The sequence below is a fragment of the Pyrodictium brockii genome (genome assembly GCF_055379715.1).
Window position 1 is genome coordinate 559586 of the sequence record NZ_AP042401.1, and the last position, 24987, is coordinate 584572.

The 24987-nt window shown below is 66.3% G+C and carries 31 protein-coding genes, 2 tRNA genes and 1 pseudogene; 20 read left to right on the plus strand and 14 right to left on the minus strand.

Features of this window, described 5'->3' with window-relative positions; translation table 11 throughout:
- The first annotated feature begins 6 nt into the window (after positions 1-6).
- Genes ACZ42Y_RS03125 through ACZ42Y_RS03140 form a run of 4 tightly spaced genes read left to right on the plus strand, consistent with a single transcriptional unit; the run spans position 7 to position 3823 of the window.
- Positions 7-945, plus strand: coding sequence for a carbohydrate ABC transporter permease (locus tag ACZ42Y_RS03125; protein ID WP_236698207.1), 939 nt, complete (start codon positions 7-9; stop codon positions 943-945).
- A gap of 2 nt (positions 946-947) precedes the next feature.
- Complete coding sequence (locus ACZ42Y_RS03130) at positions 948-1895, plus strand: ABC transporter permease subunit (protein ID WP_464735676.1); 948 nt, start codon at positions 948-950, stop codon at positions 1893-1895.
- Positions 1896-3011: an ABC transporter ATP-binding protein gene (locus tag ACZ42Y_RS03135; RefSeq protein ID WP_058371464.1), complete on the plus strand. Its 1116-nt coding sequence runs from the start codon at positions 1896-1898 to the stop codon at positions 3009-3011.
- A 56-nt stretch (positions 3012-3067) separates the two neighbouring features.
- The gene (locus ACZ42Y_RS03140; protein ID WP_058371463.1) at positions 3068-3823 is read left to right on the plus strand and encodes a hypothetical protein; all 756 of its coding nucleotides are present in this window, start codon (positions 3068-3070) and stop codon (positions 3821-3823) included.
- Between the two features lie 8 nt (positions 3824-3831).
- Here the strand turns inward: ACZ42Y_RS03140 and ACZ42Y_RS03145 are convergent, their stop codons facing one another.
- Both ACZ42Y_RS03145 and ACZ42Y_RS03150 read right to left on the minus strand, forming a co-directional pair.
- The gene (locus ACZ42Y_RS03145; protein ID WP_058371462.1) at positions 3832-4350 is read right to left on the minus strand and encodes a type 1 glutamine amidotransferase domain-containing protein; all 519 of its coding nucleotides are present in this window, start codon (positions 4348-4350) and stop codon (positions 3832-3834) included.
- 53 nt (positions 4351-4403) lie between these two features.
- On the minus strand, positions 4404-5366 hold the full coding sequence (locus ACZ42Y_RS03150) for a DHH family phosphoesterase (RefSeq protein WP_058371461.1): 963 nt from the start codon (positions 5364-5366) through the stop codon (positions 4404-4406).
- Between the two features lie 84 nt (positions 5367-5450).
- Here ACZ42Y_RS03150 and ACZ42Y_RS03155 point away from each other — a divergent pair, with 84 nt between their 5' ends.
- From ACZ42Y_RS03155 to ACZ42Y_RS03165, 3 genes are all read left to right on the plus strand, one after another.
- Positions 5451-5912, plus strand: coding sequence for a universal stress protein (locus ACZ42Y_RS03155; RefSeq protein WP_058371460.1), 462 nt, complete (start codon positions 5451-5453; stop codon positions 5910-5912).
- 200 nt (positions 5913-6112) lie between these two features.
- Complete coding sequence (locus ACZ42Y_RS03160; protein WP_058371459.1) at positions 6113-6502, plus strand: hypothetical protein; 390 nt, start codon at positions 6113-6115, stop codon at positions 6500-6502.
- 35 nt (positions 6503-6537) lie between these two features.
- Positions 6538-7002, plus strand: a complete 465-nt coding sequence (locus ACZ42Y_RS03165; RefSeq protein WP_058371458.1) for a PD-(D/E)XK nuclease family protein — start codon at positions 6538-6540, stop codon at positions 7000-7002.
- Positions 7003-7085: 83 nt separating this feature from the next.
- Here ACZ42Y_RS03165 and ACZ42Y_RS03170 read toward each other — a convergent pair whose 3' ends face one another.
- Positions 7086-7259: a ribbon-helix-helix protein, CopG family gene (locus ACZ42Y_RS03170; RefSeq protein WP_083494613.1), complete on the minus strand. Its 174-nt coding sequence runs from the start codon at positions 7257-7259 to the stop codon at positions 7086-7088.
- 163 nt (positions 7260-7422) lie between these two features.
- Between ACZ42Y_RS03170 and ACZ42Y_RS03175 the strand changes: the two genes are divergently transcribed.
- Together ACZ42Y_RS03175 and ACZ42Y_RS03180 are read left to right on the plus strand one after the other, a co-directional pair.
- Positions 7423-7788: a hypothetical protein gene (locus ACZ42Y_RS03175; RefSeq protein WP_058371457.1), complete on the plus strand. Its 366-nt coding sequence runs from the start codon at positions 7423-7425 to the stop codon at positions 7786-7788.
- A gap of 492 nt (positions 7789-8280) precedes the next feature.
- Positions 8281-9003: an endonuclease III domain-containing protein gene (locus tag ACZ42Y_RS03180; RefSeq protein ID WP_464735677.1), complete on the plus strand. Its 723-nt coding sequence runs from the start codon at positions 8281-8283 to the stop codon at positions 9001-9003.
- On the opposite strand, the gene ACZ42Y_RS03185 is transcribed toward ACZ42Y_RS03180, so the two are convergent.
- The 3 genes from ACZ42Y_RS03185 to cutA all read right to left on the minus strand — a co-directional run bounded on the left by ACZ42Y_RS03185 (position 9000) and on the right by cutA (position 9956).
- On the minus strand, positions 9000-9344 hold the full coding sequence (locus ACZ42Y_RS03185) for a hypothetical protein (RefSeq protein WP_058371293.1): 345 nt from the start codon (positions 9342-9344) through the stop codon (positions 9000-9002). The two genes, ACZ42Y_RS03180 and ACZ42Y_RS03185, sit on opposite strands and share 4 nt — an antisense overlap.
- A 128-nt stretch (positions 9345-9472) precedes the next feature.
- A tRNA-Lys gene (locus ACZ42Y_RS03190) sits at positions 9473-9580 on the minus strand.
- Between the two features lie 46 nt (positions 9581-9626).
- Entirely contained in the window at positions 9627-9956 is a 330-nt protein-coding gene (gene cutA / locus ACZ42Y_RS03195) for a divalent-cation tolerance protein CutA (RefSeq protein ID WP_058371292.1), read from the minus strand.
- Positions 9957-10043: 87 nt separating this feature from the next.
- Here cutA and ACZ42Y_RS03200 point away from each other — a divergent pair, with 87 nt between their 5' ends.
- On the plus strand, positions 10044-10565 hold the full coding sequence (locus tag ACZ42Y_RS03200; RefSeq protein ID WP_464735678.1) for a hypothetical protein: 522 nt from the start codon (positions 10044-10046) through the stop codon (positions 10563-10565).
- On the opposite strand, the gene ACZ42Y_RS03205 is transcribed toward ACZ42Y_RS03200, so the two are convergent.
- The 3 genes from ACZ42Y_RS03205 to ACZ42Y_RS03215 form a co-directional block, all read right to left on the minus strand.
- The gene (locus ACZ42Y_RS03205; protein ID WP_464735679.1) at positions 10562-11584 is read right to left on the minus strand and encodes an FAD-dependent oxidoreductase; all 1023 of its coding nucleotides are present in this window, start codon (positions 11582-11584) and stop codon (positions 10562-10564) included. The two genes, ACZ42Y_RS03200 and ACZ42Y_RS03205, sit on opposite strands and share 4 nt — an antisense overlap.
- 149 nt (positions 11585-11733) lie before the next feature.
- On the minus strand, positions 11734-12906 hold the full coding sequence (locus ACZ42Y_RS03210; protein ID WP_058371289.1) for an inositol-3-phosphate synthase: 1173 nt from the start codon (positions 12904-12906) through the stop codon (positions 11734-11736).
- Positions 12907-13148: 242 nt separating this feature from the next.
- Positions 13149-13664 (minus strand): GIY-YIG nuclease family protein, encoded by a 516-nt coding sequence (locus tag ACZ42Y_RS03215; RefSeq protein ID WP_083494612.1) that lies wholly within the window; start codon positions 13662-13664, stop codon positions 13149-13151.
- A gap of 99 nt (positions 13665-13763) precedes the next feature.
- On the opposite strand from ACZ42Y_RS03215, the gene ACZ42Y_RS03220 reads away from it, so the two are divergent.
- On the plus strand, positions 13764-14174 hold the full coding sequence (locus ACZ42Y_RS03220) for a hypothetical protein (RefSeq protein WP_464735680.1): 411 nt from the start codon (positions 13764-13766) through the stop codon (positions 14172-14174).
- Between the two features lie 10 nt (positions 14175-14184).
- Here ACZ42Y_RS03220 and ACZ42Y_RS03225 read toward each other — a convergent pair whose 3' ends face one another.
- Positions 14185-15156, minus strand: coding sequence for a ribose 1,5-bisphosphate isomerase (locus ACZ42Y_RS03225; protein WP_464735681.1), 972 nt, complete (start codon positions 15154-15156; stop codon positions 14185-14187).
- A 6-nt stretch (positions 15157-15162) separates the two neighbouring features.
- On the minus strand, positions 15163-16152 hold the full coding sequence (locus ACZ42Y_RS03230; protein WP_464735682.1) for an eIF2B alpha/beta/delta subunit family protein: 990 nt from the start codon (positions 16150-16152) through the stop codon (positions 15163-15165).
- A gap of 80 nt (positions 16153-16232) precedes the next feature.
- Between ACZ42Y_RS03230 and ACZ42Y_RS03235 the strand changes: the two genes are divergently transcribed.
- Positions 16233-16895: a biotin transporter BioY gene (locus ACZ42Y_RS03235; protein WP_464735683.1), complete on the plus strand. Its 663-nt coding sequence runs from the start codon at positions 16233-16235 to the stop codon at positions 16893-16895.
- Positions 16896-16901: 6 nt separating this feature from the next.
- On the opposite strand, the gene ACZ42Y_RS03240 is transcribed toward ACZ42Y_RS03235, so the two are convergent.
- The gene (locus ACZ42Y_RS03240; RefSeq protein ID WP_464735684.1) at positions 16902-18245 is read right to left on the minus strand and encodes an amidohydrolase; all 1344 of its coding nucleotides are present in this window, start codon (positions 18243-18245) and stop codon (positions 16902-16904) included.
- Between the two features lie 129 nt (positions 18246-18374).
- Here ACZ42Y_RS03240 and ACZ42Y_RS03245 point away from each other — a divergent pair, with 129 nt between their 5' ends.
- The 5 genes and pseudogenes from ACZ42Y_RS03245 to ACZ42Y_RS03265 all read left to right on the plus strand — a co-directional run bounded on the left by ACZ42Y_RS03245 (position 18375) and on the right by ACZ42Y_RS03265 (position 21085).
- On the plus strand, positions 18375-18860 hold the full coding sequence (locus ACZ42Y_RS03245; protein ID WP_058371282.1) for a MogA/MoaB family molybdenum cofactor biosynthesis protein: 486 nt from the start codon (positions 18375-18377) through the stop codon (positions 18858-18860).
- 84 nt (positions 18861-18944) lie between these two features.
- On the plus strand, positions 18945-19409 hold the full coding sequence (locus ACZ42Y_RS03250) for a hypothetical protein (protein ID WP_058371281.1): 465 nt from the start codon (positions 18945-18947) through the stop codon (positions 19407-19409).
- 85 nt (positions 19410-19494) lie between these two features.
- Positions 19495-20007: a YbhB/YbcL family Raf kinase inhibitor-like protein gene (locus tag ACZ42Y_RS03255; RefSeq protein ID WP_464735685.1), complete on the plus strand. Its 513-nt coding sequence runs from the start codon at positions 19495-19497 to the stop codon at positions 20005-20007.
- A gap of 77 nt (positions 20008-20084) precedes the next feature.
- Positions 20085-20351, plus strand: a pseudogene (locus ACZ42Y_RS03260) (amino acid kinase family protein); the annotation flags it as partial.
- Between the two features lie 104 nt (positions 20352-20455).
- Positions 20456-21085: an amino acid kinase family protein gene (locus tag ACZ42Y_RS03265; protein WP_464735686.1), complete on the plus strand. Its 630-nt coding sequence runs from the start codon at positions 20456-20458 to the stop codon at positions 21083-21085.
- Here ACZ42Y_RS03265 and ACZ42Y_RS03270 read toward each other — a convergent pair.
- Both ACZ42Y_RS03270 and ACZ42Y_RS03275 read right to left on the minus strand, forming a co-directional pair.
- A complete protein-coding gene (locus ACZ42Y_RS03270; RefSeq protein ID WP_058371279.1) occupies positions 21082-21525 on the minus strand; it encodes a hypothetical protein in 444 nt (147 codons plus the stop codon). The genes ACZ42Y_RS03265 and ACZ42Y_RS03270 overlap by 4 nt on opposite strands.
- A gap of 126 nt (positions 21526-21651) precedes the next feature.
- Positions 21652-22263, minus strand: a complete 612-nt coding sequence (locus ACZ42Y_RS03275) for a hypothetical protein (protein WP_236698178.1) — start codon at positions 22261-22263, stop codon at positions 21652-21654.
- A 186-nt stretch (positions 22264-22449) separates the two neighbouring features.
- On the opposite strand from ACZ42Y_RS03275, the gene ACZ42Y_RS03280 reads away from it, so the two are divergent.
- From ACZ42Y_RS03280 to sufB, 3 genes are all read left to right on the plus strand, one after another.
- Positions 22450-22537: transfer RNA gene (locus ACZ42Y_RS03280), tRNA-Leu, on the plus strand.
- 175 nt (positions 22538-22712) lie between these two features.
- Positions 22713-23465: a Fe-S cluster assembly ATPase SufC gene (gene sufC / locus ACZ42Y_RS03285; RefSeq protein ID WP_058371278.1), complete on the plus strand. Its 753-nt coding sequence runs from the start codon at positions 22713-22715 to the stop codon at positions 23463-23465.
- 80 nt (positions 23466-23545) lie between these two features.
- Positions 23546-24976 carry a Fe-S cluster assembly protein SufB gene (sufB, locus tag ACZ42Y_RS03290; RefSeq protein ID WP_058371277.1) on the plus strand — a complete coding sequence of 477 codons (1431 nt, stop codon included), beginning with the start codon at positions 23546-23548 and terminating at the stop codon, positions 24974-24976.
- Positions 24977-24987: the final 11 nt, after the last annotated feature.

The following is a 24987-nucleotide window of genomic DNA, read 5'->3' on the forward strand; positions in this document are numbered from 1 at the left end:
GAAGCTGTGCCCAGGCCTAGGCTCGGCCCGGCAGCGTTTTTCCTCATGCCCGCCCTCTTCCTCATAGCCGTGTTCTACATAGCCCCCCTCATGCTCTCCATCTACATCGGGTTCACGCCTCTTAGGGATTGGAACCTGCACCGCTACCTCGGAAGCGTCACTACCTACAACTACGAGAGGCTCCTCCACCTGCTCCTCCACGACCCGGACGTTGGCAAGATCATACGCACAACCATAGTGTTCGTCTCGCTCACGCTCCTGGTCAACGTGCTGGGCGGCCTCGCCCTGGCTCTGGCGGCCTTCCTAATGGAGGAGAGCATCTCCCTGCCGACGAGGCTCGCCTGGATGCTTCCCCGCATGACGCCTATAGCAGTGTACTCGCTGATATGGTACTACTTCTTCCTCGGTGACCGCACCGGGACGCTCAACAGCATCCTCCTCCGGCTAGGCGTTATAGACAAGCCTGTGGACTGGGGCACCAACCCCGCGCTGCTCCCCTACAGCGACTGGGCCATACTGGTCCTCGTCAACGGCCTGGTGGGCGTGAGCTTCGGCATGGTGGTGTTCTACAGCGCGCTCCGCAGCATACCCAGGGAACACATCATAGCCGCGAGGGTGGACGGGGCCTCCACCTGGCAGCTGGTTAGGCACATACTGGTTCCCCAGCTCCGCTGGCACCTGGTGTACGTTACCATCTGGCAGCTGCTCAGCCTCGTCACAACCTACGCCCACATATTCCTGCTGGTGGAGTGGGGTGCCCTGGACAGGTGGTGGGGGAGCACATGGGCCCTCTACGTGTTCAACACTGCGTTCTCCACCGGCGACCAGGGCCTAGCGGCCGCTGCCTCCACCCTGCTCGTGGCCTTGGGCGTGGTGCTCGGCCTGGCCGCGCTCCGGCTGCTAGGCTTCCAGAGGATGATGCAGGAGCCGCGGGGTGAGATCTAGCCGTGCAGCTCCGCCTCCCCAGGCTGCGGAGGAGCGGGGCCGAGTGGTCCCAGCTCAGGGATGTGGAGACCCTGCCCAGGCGCCGCCTCACCCTGGTGCTGGGCCTGGCGGTGGGCCTGGCCACCCTCCCCCTGGTGCTGCTCTACCTGCTCCTCGTGCTCTCGAGCTTCGCCGACCACATGCTCTCGGGCCCCGACATATTCACCGCCCGCTACAGCCTCGATAACTGGAGGCTCCTCCTTGAGGGCCGGCTGGAGCCCGCCGCCGGCAGGCTCTACACGGCCCGCGACCTTGCAGCGATAGTGCTCAACACCTTCATAGTGGCGCTCGGCGTCACCGCCGTGGTTGTCGCGGCGAGCGTCATGGCGGGCTACGCGTTCTCCAGGATGAGGTTCCCGGGGAGGCGCAGGCTCATGGAGCTCATAATCCTGCTGCACGCTTTCCCGGGAGTGGCGCTTATCATAGCGGTCTACGCCATCTACGTCTGGAGCCTCGGGGCTGTGCCAAGGGACGCGGTTACGGGGTACCGCTTCCTCTACACCATCCTGGCCCGGGCGGCCCTGGAGATACCCATGAGCATATGGCTGATGAAGGGGTTCTTCGACAAGATACCCTGGGAGGTCGAGTGGAGCGCCCTTGTGGACGGGGCCTCCCGGCTCCGCGCCTTCTGGCAGATAGTGCTGCCCCAGGTCAAGCCGGGGATAGCAGCCCTCTCCATCTTCGCCTTCCTAGCGGGCTGGGAAGACCTGATATACGTGCACGTGTTCCTCTACACCGGGGGCATCAAGACGCTCGCTACCTTTATAGAAGAGGTGGTGGGTAACATAGAGACAGCCTACCTGCCCGTGGCGGCAGCCGCGGGCACTCTCTACCTGCTACCCACCATAGTCTTCTTCATCATCACCCAGAGGCTCCTCCTCGAAGCTGCCAGCGGCGGGGTGAAAGGCTGAATGGTGGAGGTCCGGCTCGAGAACGTGACAAAGAAGTTTGGCCGGGTAGTGGCGGTAGATAACGTGTCGCTGATCTTCCCCGACGGAAGATTCTCCGCGCTGTTGGCGCCGAGCGGCGCGGGGAAGTCGACGCTACTCTACCTGATAGCCGGGATCTACAAGCCGACGAGCGGCCGCATATTCTTCGGGGACCGGGATGTGACCGACCTGCCGCCGAAGGAGCGCAACGTGGGCCTGGTGTTCCAGAACTATGCGCTCTACCCACACATGACCGTGTATGATAACATAGCCTTCCCGTTGAGGCTGCGCAAGCTCCCCCGGGAGAAGATAGACGCTAAGGTGCATGAGGTCGCTAAGCTCCTCCATATAGAGGAGCTTCTCGACCGGTACCCGGGGCAGCTGAGCGGGGGCCAGCAGCAGAGGGTCGCCCTCGCCCGGGCGCTTGTCAAGGAGCCTGAGGTCCTGCTCCTAGACGAGCCCCTCAGCAACCTAGATGCCCTGCTGCGGCTCCGCATAAGGGCGGAGCTGAAGAGGCTGCAGAGGAGCCTGGGGATAACAGCGATATACGTTACCCACGACCAGTCGGAGGCCATGAGCATGGCCGACATGATAGTTGTGCTTAACCGGGGCAGGGTGCAGCAGGTGGGGAGCCCCGACGAGGTCTACAATGCGCCGCGCAACTTGTTCGTGGCCGGGTTCATCGGCTCTCCCCCCGCCAACATACTCCCAGGCAAGGCCGAAGAGGGCAGGGTTGAGGTCGCGGGCTCATGGTTCACGCCCAGGGAGGACTACTCCAGGGTGATGGCGAAGAGGGGGCTGAGAGAGGTAGTGGTGGCGTTCCGGCCAGAGCATGCTAGGCTCAGCCAGGAACCGGTGAAGGACACGCTGAGCATCATGGCTGAGGTCTACGTGGTCGAGCCGCTCGGCAAGGAGAACATCGTGACGCTGACGGCCGCCGGGGTCCCCCTGAAGGTTGTGACACCGCCGAACGTGAGGCCGGAGGCCGGGGAAAAACTCTACGTGGTCGTGCCGAGGGAAAAGGTTATGCTGTTCGACCCCGAGACGGAGCTCAACCTCGCCTACCTCGCTGAGGAGGCCAGGCGGTCCCTAGACTAGCCCCGCCTCTCGCACAGGACACATCTCCCGGCACAGGCCGGAGAGAGGGCGCCGGGATGGCCACGGGAAGGCCTTACTCATGCCTCCTAGCCGGCGCGGCCATCGGCGCCGGGGTTGTGCTAGCGGTAGCCGGGCTGCTCCTATACCACTACGCCGCCGGCAGCTACAAGCACCTCTACCAGGAGGCGGTGGAGTACCGCGGCCTCCTAGAGAGGTACCAGGCCGTACTCCGGGAGCTCAACCAGAGCGGGCTGCTCGAGGGCTACCGGGAGCTCGCGCGCCAGCTCCCCCGGGTCAGGGCCGCCCTCGAGGATTACCGGCGGGTTCTCGGCAACGCGTCTCAGGCTGCCGCGACGATAGAGGAGTTCTACAACCTGACCCATAGCAGCTGGTACAACAAGACCATGAAGATGCTGGCCGGGCTCGCCGGGAACCCCATTCTAGCCGTGCTGCTGAGGTCCAAGCTGGGGCTCGACACGCAGGCCGCCGGGCTCCTAGCAGCCCTCATGGCGGAGGCCCAGGAGGACACCGCCAAGGCGGCCAAGATCATAGAGGCTCTCCAGGGCCTGGACCGGCAGGCGGAGAAGTACCTCGCCACCCTGAGCAGGATCGTCGAGGAGCTGCCGCCGGATAGGCTGGAGCGCGACCTGGCCCAGGCCCTGGGAGCGCTGCAGGAGGCTGACAAGGCGCTTGCGAGGCTAGAGGAGAACCCGCCGGGGAAGCTCGAGGCCCGGGGCCTCGCCATCCTCGCCGCCGGCCTGGCGCTGGCGGGCGCCGGGGCCCTGCTGGCCCTGCGGCGCTGCGGCCCGTGACCAGGCCGCTAGTAGCCCCGGGACTTCAGCAGCCGGATGTACTCCCTCATCCAGGCAGGCATGTCGGGCGGCACCCTGGCGGTGACGAGGTTTCCGTCAACCACCACGGGCTGGTCCAGCCACTCGGCGCCAGCGTTTATCACGTCGTCCTTTATCCCGGGGTAGCTCGTGGCCCGGCGGCCGCGGAGCACGCCGGCGCTGATGAGTATCTGCGGCCCGTGGCATATGGCCGCGACCGGCCTCTCGTCCTCGAAGAAGCTCCTAGCTATCCTCTTCACGTGCTCGTTGTTCCTTATCCTCTCGGGGCCCCTACCGCCGGGGAGGACGAGGCCCACGTACTCGCGGGGGTCCACCTCCTCGAAGACCAGGTCGGGCTTGACGCTATACCCCCTCTTCCCCGGCAGGGTGTCCCGGCTGGGCCCCGCGACCAGGGTCTCATAGCCCTCCTCCTGGAGCCTGTAGAGCGGGTAGTAGAGCTCGATATCCTCGAACTCGGGGCCGACTAGGAACAGTATCCGCCTAGCCAAGGCCCAGGCCCCCGAGGTAGGCTCGCCGAGGCCCCCGGCTCTATTTCAGCGTTTCAAAGGCCCCTGCACCCGGCGGCCGCGTTGGCCACCATCCTCGCCACCTGGGCCGGGCCCATGCTGGTGCTCGGCCTCGGGGCACCCGCCACGTGGCTGTGGCCTCCGCCGCCCAGCCTGGAGGCGATGCAGTCGGCCCTCAGTTTCCCCCAGGTCCTTATGCTGAGCCCCCGGGGGTAGAGGATCACGGCGACATCGACCTCCCCAGGGCCGGGGACGAGGCCCAGGCGCTGGACGTCGCAGCCACTTGCCCTGGGCGGGGGAGTGACGACCGCCACCCGGACGCCGCTGATCTCGTAGCGGTCCACCCTGGTGCTCCTCCTTATCTCCTCGTAGTAGCGGGGCGCCTCGGCCTCGTAGATCCTCCTAGCCCAGTCGGGCCACAGGTCGCCCTCCGCCAGCGCCTCCGCCGCCCTCCGGAGGCCCTCCCAGTCCAGATGGCGGAGGACGAGCCTCCACCGCTCCGCCAGGCCGCGGGGGTCCTCGGAGCAGCTGTCATCGGCCCTGGCTATCTCCACGAGCTCCAGGTCCTCGCCGCCGCAGCGGGCGACGCAGCACGCTATCTCAGCCGTCACGTGGGACCGGTCGTGAACCACCACAGCCCCAGCACGCTCAAGCGCCTCCCGGGCGCCCGGGGGCCATTCATGGTGGTCTATCCAGGCCAGCCTCTGGCCCCAGCGGAGCAGCGCCGCCACCGCCTCCGCCTCGGAGCGGCTTCTCGGGGACAGGTCGGCGACGACCACCAGGGTGCCGGGCCTCCCCGCCGCCTCCTGGAGCCCGCGGCGGAGGACCCGGTAGAGGCCCCGGGCGCCAGCAACGCTGTGGACCGCCTCGAGCCCGCGGCGCCGGGCCCAGCGTAGCAGCAGCGCAGCCGCGGCGAGGCCGTCAAGGTCTATATGGCTCACCACGTGGACCCTGCGCGCTGAGTCGAGCAGCCGCCACGCCTCCTCCAGGCCAGCCAACCAGTACGCCCCAAGGTGCTAAGGGGTGCCCGGAGGATAGCCTTGTTTAACCCCTATCGCCTATAGGGATGATGGTGTAGGGGCTTGGTCTACACGTGCATAGTGGTGGGCTATGACGGGAGCCCGGCCAGCCGGCTAGCCGTGGACAAGGCGGTGAAGCTGGCCAAGCTGCTGGGCGCCAGGCTCCGCGTAGCCACCGTGGTGCCTCCGCCCGCGGTGTTCCTCGGCGAGATGGTGATCCCGGAGCAGCCCGTCGTGGAGGAGCTGGTGCAGCCAGCCAGGCAGAGCCTCGAGAAACTCGTCAAGGAGATAAAGGAGACGTCCGGCCTCGAGGACGTGGAGCCCGTGCTACTGATAGGCGACCCCGCTGACGAGCTTGTAAGTTTCGCCGAGAGCAATGACTGCGACCTGATAGTGGTCGGCCGCCGCGGCCTAAGCGGGCTTAGGAGGCTAATAATGGGCAGCGTCTCCAACAAGGTAGTGTCCATAAGCCATAAGGTGGACGTCCTAGTGGTAGAGACATCAAGCCTCAAGAAGGAGAAGTAGCCCCCGAGCCCCTGCTCCCTGCCTCCAGCCCCGCGGCTAGCCCAGCCCATGTTCTCCTCGCAGCCCTCCCCCTAGCCGCGGCCCCAGGCCTCCGGCACGGCCCCCGGTGGCTGCCTGAGGCCCGGGGCCTCCCTCCCCCTTTCTGGGGCGTAGAGACTACTACCCCTGGGAGGGGCTAGAGGCCGAGCCTGGGCTGAGGCTTGATATGCCTCGACAGGGTGCTCGTGCTGGTGGGGAGGCTCGCCCGGAGCCGCGGGCCCCCGGTGGTGGCGGCTAGCAGTATAGGCTCCTGGTACTGGTGCAGCCTGAAGGCCTGGCATGCTACAAGCCTCTTCAACGCAGGCTGGCTGAGCCCCGGGGATCTAGCGGAGGAGGCCTGGAGGGGCCTAGCCATCCTCTGGTCGGCTGAGCTGGCTAAGGACAGCTTCGCCGGGATCATACGCGGGAGGCTCCTCCACGGCGAGGACCTGGAGGAGGTTGCTCGGGAGGCGCTGGGGGGCGCAGTGCTGGCGAAGAGGCTGGCCAGGGGCGGCGCGGGGGAGATGCAGAGGCTCCACCGCGAGGGGTCATCCCGGTCCTGGGGCTCATAGACCCCGCGGCCTACGAGAGGCAGCTCCACCGCTACATGGAGGCCGAGGACCCCGTCGAGTACTACTGGAGGGAGGAGTGGCCCCTCATGGCCCGCAGGCCGAGGAGCCGGGGCTACACGGTGATAGGCGTGCCCGACGCCCTCGAGTGGAGCCCCGCGGGGCTGCGGGTGGTCGAGGTGAAGACCACCTCTAGGCCCCGGGCGATGCTCCGCAGGGGCCGCGGCTACTGGGCCGCCAGGGCGCAGCTCGCAGCCTACGCCTGGATCCTCTCCGAGCGCTGGCCCGTGGAGGAGGCCGTGCTCCTCGTCCGCGACGCCACCGGCGCCACTGCGCTGAGGGAGAGGCTGGACCCCTGGGAGCTGGCCTCCTGGTTCGAGGAGAAGATCCTCCCCGGCGTGGCGGACCGGCTGGCCTCCCAGAGCCCGCCACCCAGGCCCCGAAGGCCGCCATGCAGGAGCTGCGAGTACGGGGCCCGCTACCCCTCGGCCTCCGGGGCCTAGGGGGATGCCCCTCGGAGGAGAGGCTTGATGGGCCTCCAAAAAGAGTTGTGGGGCACGTGGAGTAGCCCGGCTGCTCCGCGGCGCTAGCTCATCAGCTTCACTATCTTGGGCTGCGGCTGCACCTTGTAGTCCTCAAGCCTCAGGTACAGCTCTATCGCCTTCCTTATCACTTCGCTCCGGGTCACGCCCTTCAGCCGTGCAAAGCTATCCAGCTTCTCGAGCAGCTCCTCATCCACCTTGAAGGTCACGACACGCATCCTGGGACCGCCCCCAACCCCCACCAGGCTTCTCCTAGTATGGGGAAGCCTCTAGTAGAAGATTACCGTGGAGAGTATTACTAGAGAACTCTCACAAGAGCCGGACACGGCGCGTTCGGCTTAAATAGAGGGCTCTTGTACCGAGTATACGTGGGCCGAGACAGTGCCGACAGTACATCTGTCACTGCCGGAGGCTGTCTACAGCGAGCTAAAGGAGTATGCCAGCGAGATGGGGATACAGATAACGGACTTGATAAAGATGATGATACGGGAGGGGCTGGAGAGGTACCGCCGCGAGAAGGAGGAGAAGAGGCGCCGCCAGCAGGAGGAGACGACACAGGCGCTCCTCCAGGTGCTCCACGAGCTTGAGGAGCTGCGCCGCGAGTTCCAGGAGTACCGGGCCTACGTGGAGGGCGAGCTCTACAGGCTGAACAGCAGCATACACGGCCTCAAGCGCCGCGTCTCTAAACTAGAGGACACCGTGGAGGAGCACCTCATACCCGTGGACGCGGAGATAGTGAGCCCCTAAGGCCCTGCCTACCGGTTCACGTTCACCCGCGCTGCCCCCCCAACCCCCACCACGCGCCCGGGGCACGAGCCCGGAGGGAGGGAGGGACCGCCCCCAACCCCCACCCCCACCTCCTCCCTCCCGTGAAGGGCCTCCCGGGCGCCCTCGCGTCGGCTTATCCCCCGTGTTGTTGAGGGCCCTGCGGCCCTCTGCCCGGCTTTGTGCTGGCTGATTCGGGCCCTCATTGGAGTGTTTTAGTTGCTAGTGGTGTTATGTAGCTCCTGTACATGTGCCGCCCCATATTTACCTATATGTAACGTGTTGTATAGGGTGCTATGGACGCCTCTACAGGCAGCGGCATAGAACGATTTACAGTAACATAAATCCTTGTCCCCGCCCCAGCCGAGGGGCCATGCATTACTTGCCCGAGGAATCCCGGGCCGGCGGAGCTAGCGGGCGCCAATACTATAGTAGAGGCGGCTCCGCGCGACTGGGGGTCCGGCGAGGAGGCCCTTGGCCGGCGGAGCTAGCATCTCCGAGCGGGTCGACGGGAAGACAGTGTTTAGGATCCTCTCCAGGAGCCTCCGCGTGGACTGGCGGGACTACGTGGTGCTTGTAGCCGACAGGCTTGACGGGAACCCCTTCGCCGTCCTGGCCGCAATCATACTAAGCCAGAATACGAGCGACCGGAGCTCGATAAGAGCCTACCATAGCCTCCGGATGCTGCTGGGCCGTGTCACCCCGGAGGCTGTGCTGAGCGTGCCCGAGGAGAAGCTCGGGGAGGCGATAAGGGCCGCGGGGCTCTGGAGGCAGAAGGCCCGGGCGCTCCGGGAGGCGGCCCGTAGGATACTCGAGGCCGGGGGAGAGAGGGTCCTCATGGAGATGCCGCCGGAGAAGCTGCGTGAGTTCCTCCTCTCGATACCCGGGGTGGGGAAGAAGACTGCCGACGTGTTCCTCTCCTTTAAGCGCCGCGCCCCGGTCTTCGCCGTGGACACGCATGCGCTCCGCATAGCAAAGCGCTGGGGCCTGGTGGGCGAGAAGGCCGGCTACGACGAGGCCTCCCGGGCGCTCCTAGAGTTCTTCGGCCCCGAGAGGAGCGAGGAGGCCCACCGCCTCCTCATAGCGCTGGGCCGCCAGTACTGCCGCGCCCGGGGCCCGCGGTGCAGCGAGTGCCCTCTCCGAGGCTACTGCCCGTACCCCAGGCGGGCCGGCGGGGAGGCGAGAGCCGGGGGCTAGCGGCCGCCCCTGCAGGCGGCGAGCCTCCCCCGGGACCAGGCCTCCATAGCCTCTCCGAGCACCTCCCCCTCGCTCCTGCCCGTCTCCAGGAGCTGCCACTCCGCGTACCCAGGCTTCCTCTCGCCCCTTCCGAGCCGCCTGGCCTCCAGCTCCACCGCCCGCCGCGCCGGGTGAGCGGCAACCATGGCGTAGGCTCTCACAAGCGCGGCCACGACTGCCTCGTGGAGCACTATGACCTGGTCGCCGAGGTCCAGGAGGAACCTGGCGTGGAGATGGCCCTCGGGTATGAATGCTACTATCTTCCTGACGCACTCGTTCGGGTAGATCCTGGGCTCTTGCAAGACCCGGGCAACCCTCCGGGAGGAATAGGGCGAGGCGCTGGAGCATGCTAGGAGCGTAGGGACGTGCGCCGGGAGGCAAGCCCACGTGGAAGGGTAGGAGGAGGGGGTAGTGGATCCCGGCGTAGGTGTGGCGGGCCCGCCGGGATTCGAACCCGGGACCTCCGCCCAGCCAGGCCGAAGGCCCGCTGGTCTACGGGTTAAGAGCCCGCCGCTCTACCAGGCTGAGCTACGGGCCCAGCCACGCGGCTCCATGTCCTACCCGGCCACAGCAGCTGGGGGTATTTAAGCATTTCTCTGAGGCTTGGTCTCGCTGCGGGCCCAGCGACAGTAGTCACCCAGGCACGCGATGACGGGGAGAGCTATAACCTCGGGCACGCTATACGGGTGGATCTCCTTCACGCGCTCAATAAGCTCCTCCAGCCTCGAGACAGTGGTCTTTATAACGAGCAGCTCCTCCTCATCCTCCTCGATCCTCCCCTCCCACCAGTACATGCTCCTCACGCTCCCCACGTTGACGCAGGCGGCGAGCCGCTCTCCGAGAAGCCGGCGCGCTATCTCAGCCCCCTTGCCGCGGGGCGCGGTCACGAACACCACAACGAGCCCGGACTCCACGGCTTCATCCCCGTGAAACTCCTCTAGGCACCAGGCATAAAATCCTCCAAGCAGCTTGCACCAGCCGTGAGGGTGCCCGGCTGAGCCGTGACCGGCTGCGACGCTGAAGACGAGGAGAAGACCCGCGAAAGCAGGCTTGTACACATTATCGCGGAGATATATGAGGCCTTCGAGATTGCAGCCCTAGCGGCGCTCGTAACCGCGACCTCCCTAGCCATAGCCGACTTCTTCTACACAGTGCTCGTGCACGGCTTCATATACAACGAGGCGGTTGAGAGGATACTCCTCATATTCGTCTTCATAGACCTCACGCGCACAGTGGTAGGGAGCCTCATAGAGGGGCGCTTCAGAATGGACATACTCTTCGAGGCGATAACGATAGCCGTGGCGAGAGACCTCATAGGCACACTGGCACTCATGGGCACTAGCTTCGACGTTACGAGGACGGCGGTGCTTACCGGCATGCTGGCCACAGTGGTGGCGCTGTGGGTGCTGGCTAGGAGGACGGAGGTGCGGGAACCCGCTCCCCTGGGCGCGTATAGATACTTGAGGAAGGGGAGGCCGTCCGGCAAGGAGGCCGGAAAGAGGAGGGGCGGGGGAAAGGGCTAGACGTCAGTCCTCCAGCCTATCTCCCCGTTGAGGTACTTCTCGATAGCCTCCGCCGCCTCAAGCCCGCTCTTCATAGCAGGACCTATCAGGCTGGGCCCGTGGGCCACGTCTCCCGCGGCGAACACTGGCTCCCTGGTGGTCCTCTTGTACTCGTCGACGTCTATGGTGCCGTTGCTTCTCAGCCTTATCCCGTAGTCTCCCCCATTGAACGGGGGTGTCGGTATGAGCCCCACAGCCTCCAGCACCATGTCCGCCTCTATCGTAATGTACTCGCCGGGCACCGGGACGGGTCTGGGCCTCTTCTCCCCCGGCTGCTCCACGAGCCGCATACGCTGCAGCCTCACCGCTGCGACACGGCCCCCGCTGCCCAGGTACTCGACGGGCGTGACGAGCTCGTGTACTATGGCGCCTGCCTCCTCGGCCTCCCGGAACCCCTTCTCCCCGGCGGGGGCGTAGCGGCGGGTGCGCCGGTAGACCAGGTGTATCTCCTCGGCGCCGAGCCACTTGGCTACATGGACCGTGTCGACCGCTGTCAGCCCGCCGCCCACCACCACCACGCGGCGGCCCACCGGCGGCCTCTCAGCCCTATAGCCGTAGCGCCACATGTGGTAGCCCACTATCCACTCCATGGCTGGCAGCACTCCCTCCTGCTCCGAGCCGGGTATTCGGAGCCTCCTGCTCCTCCACGTCCCCGTGGCTATGAGGACGGCGTCGTACTCTTTTATCAGGTCGCCGAGCATCACATCCCTGCCGACCCGCGTCTCCTGCCGGGACTCTACGCCCATCTGCCGCAGCTCCTCTATCCCCTTGCGCACGCCATTCTTATCTATGTGTATGTCCAGCACGCCGAAGATTAGGAAGCCGCCGGGCTCCGGGTTCTGGTCATAGACCGTCACCCTGAAGCCGCGGCACCGGAGGTAGCCGGCAGCATAGAGGCCGGCGGGGCCAGCGCCGACTATCGCCACTCTCTCCCGCCGCTCGCCATGCTCGCCCGGCTTGCAGCGCAACACGAAGCGCATAGAGCATCATCCAGCTTCAGGGGCCGCCCCGCCCCCGGTAAATAGAGCTGCGTACAGGTGGGCAAGGGGAGTGAGAGGTGGGTAGGGGGAGGCACCGGCAGGCCCCAGGAGGAGAGGGATGCAGCCGGTGGCGTGCAGTAAAACAGCTCTTAGGCCTTGATTACGCCCTTCTCTCTCAGGTAGTCGAGCAGCTGGTAGTAGGCGCGTATACGGGCTATGTTCCTGGCGCCGCGGGGCCCCGGATCCTTCATGAAGAAGGCGTTCACCGGGTATGCTGTACCCTTGACGCCCCTCTCCACCAGCGCCTTACCTATCCTCACCAGGTCGGTTAGCAGGCCCGCCAGGGCGGGGCTGTCGTTTATCCTCATGTTCACCACTAGCTCGTCCTCCAGCCCGTTGAAGGTCTTCCACCATATATGCATGGAGACGAACTTCTTGTCGCCCAGCGGCTCCAGGTAGCCGGTGGGCTTGATGTAGTGGGGCGCATCGTAGCCGAGTATGTCCTTTACTATGCTGCTCTTGGTCTCCTCCTTCATCTTGTTGCGCTCTGGCACACTTAGGGCCAGGAAGTCGGTGTTGCCGCCTATGTTGAACTGGGCTATGCTGAGCACGTAGCGGTTCCTCTCCGCGAGGTGCTCGAGCAGGTCAGCGGTCAGGGGGGTCGCGCCAGTGGCGCCATCGTCGCCAAGCACGAGGCTCTCGGCCTCCTCGAAGAGCTTCGCCACCGCGTCGTCGCGGGCTATCGGGCTGGGTATAACGTTCACGAAGACCACCCTCCTCCCGGTCTCCTTGGCGTAGAGGTAGGCGGCGTATGCGTAGGCGTGGCTGGCGCTCAGCCTCCTCCTATCATCCCTCTCTATCGCCTCCTCGAGGGCCTTCACGTCGTTAAACGCCTTGGCTGGCTCGGTGGTTGCCACCTCCACTATCACGTCGGGCTGGAGCTGCTTCCACTCCTCAACAAGCCTCTCTATCGCGGCCTTGGTGGAGCCCAGCTCGTCCTCGAGCCCCTTGACCCGGAAGGGCAGGCCCTCGAGGGAGCCCAGGTGGATGCCGCGCCTAACAGTGACACTCTTGAGCGTCTCGGGCACCGGCAGTATGTCGCCGACGGACTTGATGGCTACATCGTAGAGGGTCTTGCCCACCTTCTCCTCGTCCACGTCGTAGCTGCCCACGATCTCTATGTCCTTTATATCGTAGACCATGTTGTACTTGGCGAAGGGCACTCCGTAGGGCTCTACCTCTCCCTTCTTTATCCTCTCCACGCCTACGGCGAAGTGCGTAGCCACGAGACCCTGGCCCACCAGCACCACGCGCACAGCCATGGCTACCACCCACCACGGAGTACATGTGGCTGCCTCGCGGGGGCCGTGGTAACGGAGCGCTAGGAGACCCTATGCAGGGAGCAATAACCTATGGATACCCATTTGGGTTTTCAAGGCCTCCCGGCTGCTGAGCCTGCGTTGAAGAGGCTTAATGAACTACTGGGTGTCAACGGCCCCAGGCTCCACCGCTAACAGGCCGGGCTTTATTTAAGCATTGCGCTCACGCAAACCATCAATTACTATTAAATTGAATTAATATGCTTATAGTGCCGGGGGCCGGCCAGGCCAGGGGCGGCCATATGGACCGCCAGGAGGCCGGGCAGGGAGGAGGCGAGGCCCAGGGCCGCCGAGAGGCAGTCGCGGGCAGCGCAGCGGAGCACATGGCTGAGCCCGTAGGGGTCGTCGGTGCCCCCGAGGCCGGGCTCGAGGGGCTCAAAGCACCTGGAGGCGTAGGCCGCGGCTGCGAGCAGGGGCTCAGAGCCGCGCGGAGCCCTCACAGCCACCGCGCCCAGGGGCCTGTAGCCCGGGGCAGCGGCTAGGTAGTCCATGTGCCAGTGGAGCCTGGCACGGCGGCCGTAGAGGTGGCGGCAGAGCCTGGCACGCACCCCGCCGGGGCCCCAGGCGCTCCCGAGGTAGGCGTAGACCCCGGGCTCGAGGCTCACAGCGGCCCGGGAGCCCACCCTGCCCCGGTAGCCCTCGCGGAGGGCGAAGACGACTATGTAGACGCCCTTCCAGCCTGGCAGCTGGGCGCAGGGCATCGTGCAGCCTCCTGCAGCCCGCCGGGGCCCGTAGCCGCTGGACCGGAGCATCCATTAACACTGCCCCCGTGGGGCCTGAGCCCCGGGGGTGGAGCCGGGATGGCCGAGGAGGCGGGCATACCCGGCCACGCGGCTAAGACTGGCTGGGCTAAGAGGCTGCAGGGCTTCCTCCGCGACCGTGGCATCAGCTTCGAGGCGGAGGGCGAGGCTACAAGGATACACCTGGGCGACATAGTGGTCGAGGTTGCCGAGGCCGGCGGGGGCAGGGGCTACGCGGTGGTGATAACCGTGCCGCTGCCGGGCTCCAGCCGCGAGGCCGACGAGGCTGCCGGGAGAGCGCTGGCCGACGCTATCCGGCTAGCCGGACTCCTAGGCGCTGAGGGGCTGGGCTACGAGCTGGACACGAGCCTGCCGGGCTACCCTAGCCTGAGGATAATAGTGGAGTACATGGATCCCCGGGAGCTTGCCGATACCCTGATAGCTGCGCTGGAGAAGTACCTGGCCGCCTAGCCCCCGGGTTTTAGGCCGTGGCGTCCTCCTCCACCTTCACGCCGCCGGCCTCGGCTGGGCGGCGGCGGAAGAGTTCCCAGAGCACGAGGGCCACCGACTTCGGGGGTATGATGCCCCTCTCGGTCACTATCATGTCTACATACTCGGGCGGCGTCGCGTCGAAGGCCGGGTTGCGTATGACGACGCCCTCCGGGGGGTTCTCCAGCACCTCCTCTGGGGGCCTCTCCTCTATCTCGACGGGCTGGCCCACGACCGTGTAGGGGCTGAACTTGTAGGTCTCGGTGGCCACTATGAATGGGATCCTATGGAGGTGGGCGGCGAGGGCTATCTGGCTGGTGCCGATCTTGTTTATCACCGCGCCGTTGGCGGCGATGGTGTCGGCGCCTACTATCACCCTGGTTATCCTCCTGGACTTCATCACGCTTAGCACCGCTGAGTCCGGCACAAGGGTGACGGGTATACCCTCCCTAGCCAGGTTCCTCGCTGTTATATAGCCCTGGAACCTGGGCCTCGTCTCGGTGGCGTAGACGTGGAACCTCTTCCCACTCCTCCACGCGGTCACCAGTATCGACTCCACGGCGTTGCTGTTGCAGTGGGTGATTATCCTATCCCCCGTCTCGATCAGCCTCGAGCCTATCTCGCCTATCCTCCTCACCGCCTGCAGCGAGTACTCTATGAAGTCCCTGGCCGCCTCCACTACCGCCTTGCGGGCATCCTCGGGGGACTGGAACCTGCCTTCGCGGAGCGCCCGCATGACGTAGTTGACCGCGTTAGGCAGGCTTACTGCCGTGGGCCGGGTGGAGATCAGGAGCCTCGCCACCTCCTCCATGTAGGCCCGGAAGTCTTCGAGGCTGTTCCCCTTGTAGGCCTCGGCCGCCAGCATGAGGGTCTGGGCCGCGGCTCTCGCTATGCGGCCGGCTCCGCGTATCCTCATAGCCTTTATGTCCTCGGCTATCCTCCTAACCTCCTCCGGCAGCTCCACTACGTGTCACCTCTTCTCGGCCCTGGCTAGCTCCCTGAGCCTCTCCCTAGCCCTGGCGAAGAGCCTGTCGAGGGGCTCGAGGCGTGGGGGCCACTCGCCGTACTCCTCCCGTATAAGCACGGGCACCGCCTCGGGGGCTACGAGGCCCTTCTCCGTGGCGAGCGCGTCCACCAGGTTCGGCGGGATGGGCTCGAAGAGGGGCGCGTAGCCGCGGACTCCCAGCCTCCGGTGCTCCTCCGGAATTATCTCGTCGCCGAGCGCGGGGGTCTCTATGGAGAGGCCGTAGACCGTGTCGGGGTAGAGCTTGTAGGAGCCCGCCACCACGATGAGGCGCACCCGTGCCTCGTTGGCCGCGAGCGCCAGGAGCCCGGCGCCGGTCCTCGATATCACCGTGCCGTCAGCTGTCACCGCGTCGGCTCCTATGAGCGCCCTGGTGGCGTCCTTCACCATGAACCTCATAGCCGAGTCTACTATCAGCGTCACCTCTATGCCTATCCTGGCGAGCGCCCGGGCCGCCTCCACGCCGTCCAGGAGAGGCCTTGACTCGGCCACTATAACGCGTATATCCTTCCCCATCGCGGCCGCCTTCTCCAGGGCCCGTATGACGCTCCTGCTATACCCCTGGGTTAGCACAACGTCGCCATCCTCCAGCCTCCTGGCCGCTATCTCGGCAGCCGCCTCGGTCTCCTCCACGACCCTAGCCAGCACCCTATCGACGCTCTCGCTTATGCTCTTCCTAGCCTCGCCTATGCTTTCATACTCTTTCGACGCGAGGGCCTCGAGTATGCCCCGCGCGGTATTGACCAGAGGGGCGGAGAAGGGCCTGGCCGCTATACGGGCCTCCAGGAAGTCCAGGGCCTCCAGGAGCCCCCAGACGTCGCGGGCCTCCTCCACCAGCCTCCTAAGCCCCTTGAGAGCCTCCTCCGCCGCCTCGGTGGCCCCCAGCCCCCGGACGCCGTGGAGGCTGGGCTGCCGCCAGCTAGGCTCCTGGGGCAAGAGCAGGCATCCCAGGGTGCGGAGGAGCATAGAGGAGGCTAAATTAGCAGGCACCTGGGGGCGGCGCCGGGGGCTGGACGGTGGGGGAGAGGGCTAGCCGTATAGCCGCGCTCCTGGCGGGGGGCAGCGTTGAGCAGGGCATGGTGAGGCTTGAGGGGCTCCTCCTGAGCCCGGGGAGGGCGGCGCTGGTCTCCCTCGCCGAGGCCGCCGTGGGGGTAGGTCTTCTCGCCGTCTCGGCCCGCGCCTCCCTCCGGCTCCTGGGCCTCCCGGTGCCGTTCACGCTCCAGACGTTCGCGCTCACGCTGCTCATAGTGCTTCTGGGTCCGAGGGCTTGGAGGGCTGTGGCAGCCTACCTGGCCGCCGGGCTTGCTGGGGCACCTGTCTTCGCGCTGGGCGGGGGCCCCGGCTACCTGGCTTCGCCGAGCTTCGGCTACCTTCTCGGCTTCCTGCTGGCCGCCCTGGTGGCGGGCAGGCTCTCCCGGCCCTACAGCCGCCGGGCCCTCCTCCGGGGTGCGCTCCTGGTGCTGCCCCTAGTCTACCTCCCCGGGGCTCTCTGGCTATCCGGCTGGCTGGCGGCAGCGGGTGGCATGGCCTGGCGGGGGGCTGTGGCGGAGGCTCTCTGGGCCGGGGTGCTCGTCTTCCTGCCCTGGGACGTGCTGAAAGCTGTTGCCGCGGCCGAGGCCTCCTATCATCTCCTCAGGCTCCTCTACCGGGCCGGGCAGGCGGGGCGGCGGGGCGCCTAGCCCCTCTCACCGGCTGCAGGCCTGGGGCGGGCTGCAGGGCGGCTCGGGGTCCCGGCCCTCCCCTATCCTCTCCAGGAACCGGTTCAGCTGCTCTGCGCTCCTCTCCGCCAGGCTCCACAGCCTCTCCCGGTTCTCGGGCGTGTAGACGGGCCGGCCGTCTACGATGGTGTAGAGGGTGTCGCCGCCGGCCGCGGAGTAGAGCAGTGCCGAGGCCAGGTTGTCGGCGCGCAGGGGGAGGCTCCAGGGCCTGGATAGGTCGAGCACGAGTATGTCCGCCGGCGCCCCGGGCTCTATGGCGCCGGCGCCCCTCACCCCCATGGCCCGGGCTCCTCCCCGGGTGGCTGCCTCCAGGAGGTGGCGGGCCTTCACGCGGGTGTCCCAGTAGCTGTGGCGCTGGAGGAGGAGCCCCGTCTTCGCCTCCCTTATCATGTCGAGGCTGTTGTTGGAGGCTGGGCCGTCAGTGCCGAGCGCCACGTTCACCCCGGACTCCATGGCCTCGTAGAGGGGGAAGCTGCCCGCGGTGGCCAGCTTCATGTTGCTCGTGGGGCAGTGGACTAGGCTAGCCCCGGCGCGGCGCACCGCCTCCAGCTCCCAGCTGGCTATCCAGCCGGCGTGCACCAGCACAGCCCTCGGGCCCAGGGCGCCGAGGCTCTCGAGCAGCTCCACGGGGAACTTCCCAAACCTTTTCTTGGCCTCGTAGACCTCCCTCCTGGTCTCCGAGACGTGGATGTGGAAGGGCACGCCGAGCTCCTCAGCCGCCCTGTAGCCCTCCCGCACCGCCTCCAGCGGGGCGGCGTAGATGCTGTGCACATTCACCACCCCACCCGCCAGGGGGTCGCCCTGCAGGCTCCGGGCGAACCTGACTGCCTCTTCAACCGCCTTGTAGGGGTCGACGTCGCCCATTATGACCGGGCCTAGCCGGGCGCGCAGCCCCAGCTCCCGGGCCGCCCTAAGGGTCTCATGGGGCCAGAAGTACATGTCCATGAAGCCGCAGGTGCCCGTGGAGGCCATCTCCACCACTGCCAGGAGGGAGGCGTGGTAGGCCACGTCCGGGGTGACACGCTTCTCCACATGCCACATCCTCTCCAGCCACTCGTGCAGCTCGCTGTCGTCGTGGAAGCCGCGGAGCAGGGTCATGGCGGCGTGGGTGTGGGCGTTGTAGAGGCATGGCATGGCCACGGCGTAGCGGGGGCAGTCCACCACGGCGCCCCTCTTGGCGCCCGCCGGGGGCCCGTCGCCGATGTAGCCTATCCTCCCGTCCTCCACGTACACAGCCACGCCGGTGAGGGGGCTGCAGGAGGCGCATGGGAGCAGGAGCCGGCAGCGGAGTAGCAGCGGCTCTCCCCGCAAGGCTCCGCACTTGTGTCCACTAGGCACCCGCGCCCCGGGGCTTATCAGCGTAAGGCGCCGGGCCCCGGCGCTCCGCAATGCTTCTCTCCCCGGGAGCCTCCTCGGGGATGCAGGGGAGGAGAGGCCGCCGTGGCCCGCTGGGGCCTCGTAGTTACAAGCGACCGCGTGAAGGCTGACCCCTCGCTCGACAGGATAACCCCGGCGCTGCGCAGGATGCTCGCGGAGAACGGGCACGAGCTGGCCTACGCCGCGGTGGCCGGGAACGACCCAGTGGAGATACTCTACCGGCTGGCCGAGGCCCTCTACAAGGGGGCCGAGGTGGTTCTAGTGACGGGGGGCACCGGGCCCAGCCCCCGCGACGTCTCCGCGGACCTAGCGGCCAGGCTCTGCGACCGTGTCCTCCCCGGCGTGGGGGAGGAGTTCCGGCGCCGCAGCCTGGAGCAGGGCGTGGCCAACGCGGTGCTGAGCAGGGCCATGGCGTGCAGCTTCCGCGACCGCCTCATAGTGGTTAGCCCCGGCAACCCCGACGCCGCGAAGCTCATGGCGGAGCTCCTGCTGGGTGTGGTGGACCACGCGCTCCACCAGCTCCGGGGCCACCGCCACGGCGAGCGCTGAGGAGCCCTGCTCCCGGGCTCTGAGGAACCGTTTATTTGGATTCCAGCCCCACTCTATAGCTGAGACACCCGGGGCTGGTAACCTATGCCTCCGCTAGTACCCCAGAGAGCGCAGGGCGGGGCTGCGGACGCCAGGGGCCAGCTTCAGGGGCCCGTGGCTGCCGTGAGGCACGTGGTCCGGAGGCTGCAGAGGCTGGTGAACCAGGAGTACCCGAGGCTGGCTGACGCCGGCACGTGCGGGCACGAGTTCCTCGGGTTCGTGGATGCCCTGGAGAGGGAGGCGGACAGGGAGATGGCCTCCAGGGGGTTCGAGAAGCTTCCATCCCCCGCCGCCAGGGAGAGGCGCGACCTGGTCCTCGGCTGGTACCGGGGCGACGGCTTCGTAGTGGAGCTAGGCCTCCAGGGGCTCAACCGCTGCGGGGTGCTCCGGGAGCTGACCGGGGGAGAGCCACCCCACGTCTATGCGCGGTTCTACATCGGCGGGCAGGCGGCCTTCGTTATAGAGGCCGGCAAGGAGGAGGAGCTAGCGAAGACCACCTACATAATCTAGCGGCTTCCGCGGCCGGCGGGCCGCCATTCTGCAGTAGAGCTTTATCCAGCGCCCCCGGGGGTGTAGGGTGGAGGAGGCCCGGGCTATGGTTCTGTTCCGCCGTCACCGGGAGTACCTGGTACGCAGCGGGATTCAGTTCACCCTCTCCTCCCCCGCCTTCAGCGACGGGGAGAGGATCCCTAGCCGCTACACCTGCGACGGCGAGAACGTATCCCCCGCCCTCGAGTGGAGCGGGGCCCCCTCCACAACGGCTAGCTACGCCCTCATAGTCTACGACCCCGACGCCCCCAGGGGTACGTTCATCCACTGGGTGATCTACGATATACCCCGGGGGCTTAACGGGCTCCCGGAGGGGGTGCCCCGGGACCCGGTTGTGGAGGGCCTGGGCATCCAGGGCGTGAGCGACTTCGGCGAGATCGGGTACGGCGGCCCCTGTCCTCCGCGGGGCGACCGGCCGCACCGCTACGTTTTCGCCCTCCACGCGCTGGATCTGGAGAGCCTTGGCCTGGGCCCTGGGGCCAGGGCCGGCGAGGTGCTGGAGAGGATCAAGGGCCACGTAGTGGGCTATGCTGTGCTAACCGGGACCTATTCTAGGTGAACCAGGTAACTGGGTGGTCTCGCCTAGGGAATGGAGGAGGCCGCGGGGCGCCACGCCCTGGGCCCATCTCCGCCTCCATGCTCCTTGTGGACCCCTGGGGAGGGTGTAGCCGGGCTGTGCGGGGACTCCTCGTCGTTGCTCTCGGCGGCAACGCGTTCGTGAGGAAGGGGGAGGGGCTCGATAGCCAATGGCGCAACGTAAGGGCTGCGGCGGAGGCTGTGGCAAGGCTTGTGGAGAGGGGCTACCGGCTCGTGGTGACCCATGGCAACGGGCCGCAGGTTGGCGCGGTCCTGGAGTGCGCCCATAGCTGCCCTGGCCCCCGGGGAGCCGGGAGGGCTATCACCATGGACGTGGCCGTGGCTATGACCCAGGGCTGGCTGGGCTACATGCTCCAGCAGGCTATAGGCGACGCGCTGGAGGAGAGGGGCTTGAGAGGAGGGTGGCCACGGTGGTCACGCAGGTGCTTGTGGGCAGGGACGACCCCGCGTTCAGGAGGCCGAGTAAGCCGGTGGGGCCCTTCTATACCCGCGAGGAGGCGGAGAGGGCTGCTAGGGAGACCGGCTGGGCATTCGCAAAGGACCCCCGTGGCGGGTATCGTCGCGTTGTGCCGAGCCCGCGGCCGCGTGGGGTGGTGGAGATGGGCGCCATAGAGGCGCTGCTCCGAGCCGGCTACGTCGTCGTGGCCGGCGGGGGTGGGGGAGTCCCCGTGGTGCGGGGCGAGAGGTGGCTCCACGGCGTGGAGGCGGTGGTGGATAAGGACTACACCTCCAGCCTGATCGCCCAGCTGCTCGGGGCGGAGGCCCTCATCATACTCACCGATGTCCCCTACGTCTACCTGGACTATGGGAGGCCCGGGCAGAGGCCGCTGGAGAGGCTCACAGTCAGCGAGGCCCGGAGGCTGCTGGAGGAGGGCAAGCTCCCTCCAGGCAGCATGGGCCCGAAGGTGGAGGCGGCCGTGGAGTACGTTGAGGAGAGGGCTAGGAGCGGCTGCGTAGAGTGCTACGCCGCGATAGGGAGGCTTGAGGACGCGGAGCAGGTGGTTGAGGGGAAGAAAGGGACGAGGGTGGTACTGGGCTAGGCCCGCTGGTAGAGCGGGCAGAGGCCGCAGAACCAGGGCGCCTCCGCCACCTTCACCCGGTAGACGCCGTTGTCCTCCGCCACCGCCGTCTTGAGCCTCTCCGCGGCCTCGCGGCTGAGCCTCCACAGCCTGCAGACGCCGCCGCTGTTATAGATGCATGTCTGGGACTTCCAGCCCCCGATCATTGAGGCGGTCTGCTTGAAGGCCTCGAGGTCGGCTATACGCTGCTCGTAGAGGCTTAGGGAGGCCGCGTAGCCCTCAACCTGGCTCTGCAGGCTCTTCAGCGAGACGCCGGCCTCGGCCAAGCCCTCCTCGAGCCGCTGCAGCCTCTCCCGGAGCTCCTCGACCTCCCTCCAGGGCCTCTCCGCGGCGCCGGGCTCCGGCTCTATGAGTGCGTGGCGGTGCCCGTTCCTCTCAACGGCTAGCAGCTCGGCCGCCAATGCGCTTGTCACCTCCCTCCCCTCTTCTCTGGCTACAGTGGGTGGGCGGGGATTGCCCGAGCCCCAGGGGTGTGGTTGGCTACGGCTAGAGGCTAGGAGGCGTCCGGCCTGCTAACACCCGAGGGGCTATTGGCGCTCCTTCTGCTTCTTGAGGAAGGCGTCTAGGCCCATCTGCCTCCCCTTCTCCTCCATCTTGCTGAGGCTCTCCAGCCTCTCCATAATGCTTCTAGGGGGGCGGGGTTTCTCGCCGCGCAGGAGCTGGAGGAAGAAGGTGTCGCGCACAGGCTCGTAGACGAGTTTGTAGAACCTCTGGGGGTCGCGGAGCACCCACTCGGGGAAAAGGGAGACGTACTCCAGCGCGGCCTGCCACGCCTTATCCCAGGGGACGACCCTGGAGGCCCTGGAGGCGACCTCGCGGTCGAAGTCCCTTGGTGTCTGTTCCTCGCCCCCGATGGAGTACCATCCCCTGGGTCCGATGGCGACGCACTCTCCCAGCTCCTCCACCATGCCTTCCGGGCAGCGGCCTGCTCTCCCCTCCTCCGCGCCGCTGGGGCGGCGGAGGAGTTCCTCCAGCCTAGCGGCCCTCCTCCAGCCCCGGGGCCCGTAGTGCTTGGCCCACGCGTAGAATATGGCGCGATTTAGTCCCCAGCTCTTCGCCTTCTCCAGATCGCCCCGGAGCCTATAATGGCGGGCGGCCTGCAGCAGCGCCATCACCTGGAACCGGCCCACACCGGCCATGCGGAGCAGGTCCTCTGGCCTCGGCAGCCCTGGCACCCCCCGGGGGATGCCGGAGACCCCAGGAGTGCAACTATGAATCCTTATAGCCGGGTGGACGCCGCTACGCTCCCCATGGGCTGTGGGCCCCGGCGCCGGCCGCTGCGGGGATCTTCCGGCTCCGGCCCCCTTAGGCCGCCTATCCTGGAGGCGGGGGTGCCCGAGCCAGGTCGAAGGGGGCGGGCTCAAGACCCGCTGGCGTAGGCCGGCGTGGGTTCAAATCCCACCCCCCGCACCACGCTCTGGGCCCCATCGCGGTGTTGCTGCCTCCGCCCCTGGCCCGTCTTAGCTGCCCGAGCGCCCTCGTGCCGGTCCGCGTCTACGATTACGCTTTGTCTCTATCGCTGCGGGGGCTGGGCAACGCTATGCTTAATAGCGACTTTAACACCTGATAAAGGTGGGGTGCGTCGGAGATGGCTCTGGAGACGAGAAATCTAACAGCAGGCCCCGGGGATAAGGTAGTACTTCACGGCGTTAACATTAAGGTTTCTCCCGGGGAGATTGTAGCTCTAATGGGGCCCAACGGCAGTGGTAAAACAACGCTGGCCAGCGTCATCATGGGGCACCCGCGTTACAGGGTGAGGGAGGGCGACGTACTGCTCGACGGTGAACCGATAACCAAGCTGCCCACCTACGAGAGGGCCCGTAAGGGCGTGATGCTGGCCTTCCAGAACCCGGTGGAGGTGCCGGGGGTACGCTTCCTAAACTTCATAGCCGCCGCCTACAATAGGCGGTTTGGGCTGGAGGAGAGGCTGATAGGCGCTCCCAGGCCCGAGCTGCTGAAGCAGGCCAGCGAGCTGGCCGTGAAGCTCGGGCTGCGCCCGGACATGTTGCAGAGGGAGGTTAACGTCGGCTTCAGCGGCGGCGAGAAGAAGAGGGCTGAGATGCTGCAGCTCCTCCTCCTGCGCCCACGCTATGCCATACTCGACGAGCCCGACAGCGGCCTCGACGTGGACGGTGTACGTGTGATAGCGGGAGCGATAAATGAGCTGGCAGACCAGGGCGCAGGCGTAATAGTCATAACTCACTACGCGAGGATCCTAGAGTTCGTCGAGCCAAACCACGTGGTTGTGCTGGTGAACGGTCGCGTGGTTGATGAGGGCGGGCCCGAGCTGGCCCGCAGGATCGAGAAGGAGGGTTACGCGCGCTACCTGAGCTCGAAGTAGCTCTTGCCTATATCTCCCCATCCCGTGCACATGCCCCAAGACAGCTCCGTGGTAAAGCTCATGGGTTAGGGGTGCCTCCCATGGCGAGCGTGCGTCCCGCGCCCATAAAGGAGGTGCTCGAGGCTCGTAGTATCGAGGACCTCCTGGGCATTGAGAAGCCCTACCCGAAGGAGATCGAGATACGCGGCAGGATTGAAAGGAGCCTTGTCGAGGAGATCTCGCGGATAAAGAAGGAGCCGGACTGGATGCGTCGCCTCCGCCTCCGCGCGCTGGAGATGTTCTACAAGCTGCCAATGCCCCGCTGGGTCCGGGGGATCGAGGAGATTGATCTCGAGGAGCTGGCAGCCTATGTGAAGCCTAAGGCGGAGAAGGTAGAGAGCTGGGATGAGCTGCCGGACTGGATTAAGGAGTACTATGCCAAGCTGGGGCTGCCCGAGGCCGAGGCTAAGGCTCTCTCAGGGTTGACTGCTGTATTCGACAGCGAGGCCGTGCTCAACAAGGCTAAGGAGGAGCTGCGCAAGAAGGGTGTCATACTACTGCCTTTGGAGGAGGCCGTGCAGCGCTACCCCGACCTGGTGAAGCAGTACTTCGGCAGGGTCTTCCCCGTCGCCGACCACAAGTTTGCTGCACTGCACTACGCGCTCTGGAGCGGCGGCGCCTTCGTCTACGTGCCGCCGGGGGTGAAGGTGAGGCAGCCGATAGAGGCGTTCTTCTTCGTCGGCAGCGATCTCGAGGGCCAGTTCGAGCACTCCCTCATAGTGGCCGACGAGAACAGCTACCTGGAGTTCATAGAGGGCTGCGCCGCCCCGGTGCTGAAGAAGTTCAGCTTCCACGACGGCATGGTTGAGCTGTACGCGCACCGCGGCTCCAGGGTATACTTCTACACTGTGCAGAACTGGAGCAGGAATATAATCAACTTCAACAACAAGCGCGCTATAGCCGAGGAGGGTGCGTACGTAGAATGGCTGGAGGGTAGTATAGGCAGCAGGATGACCTACACCTACCCCTCCACTATCCTCAGGGGCCGCGGCGCCTCCACCAGAAACGTGTCAGTGGCTATAGCTAACGGTCCCTACATCAAGGACACCGGCGGCAAGGCTATACATGCTGCACCCGAGACCAGGAGCGTCATAGTATCGAAGAGCATTTCCAGCAACGGCGGCCTGGCAGTCTACCGGGGCCTAGTCCGCGTGAACCGCGGCGCCTACAACAGTGTGAGCCACGTGGAGTGTGACAGCCTAGTGCTTGACGAGAAGAGCAAGTCCTACACCTATCCGAGGAACGAGATAGAGGAGCCGACTGCCGAGGTAACCCACGAGGCCAGCGTGGGCAGGCTGGGCGAGGACCAGCTATTCTACATGACCAGCCGCGGGCTCACAGAGGGCGAGGTCAAGGCGTTGATAGTGCTGGGCTTCATACAGGATATACTGAAGAGCCTGCCGCTGGAGTACCTCAGCGTGCTCACTAAGGTGATAGAGCTGGAGTTTAGCGAGTACGGCGCCGTAGGCTGACACGCCCCGGG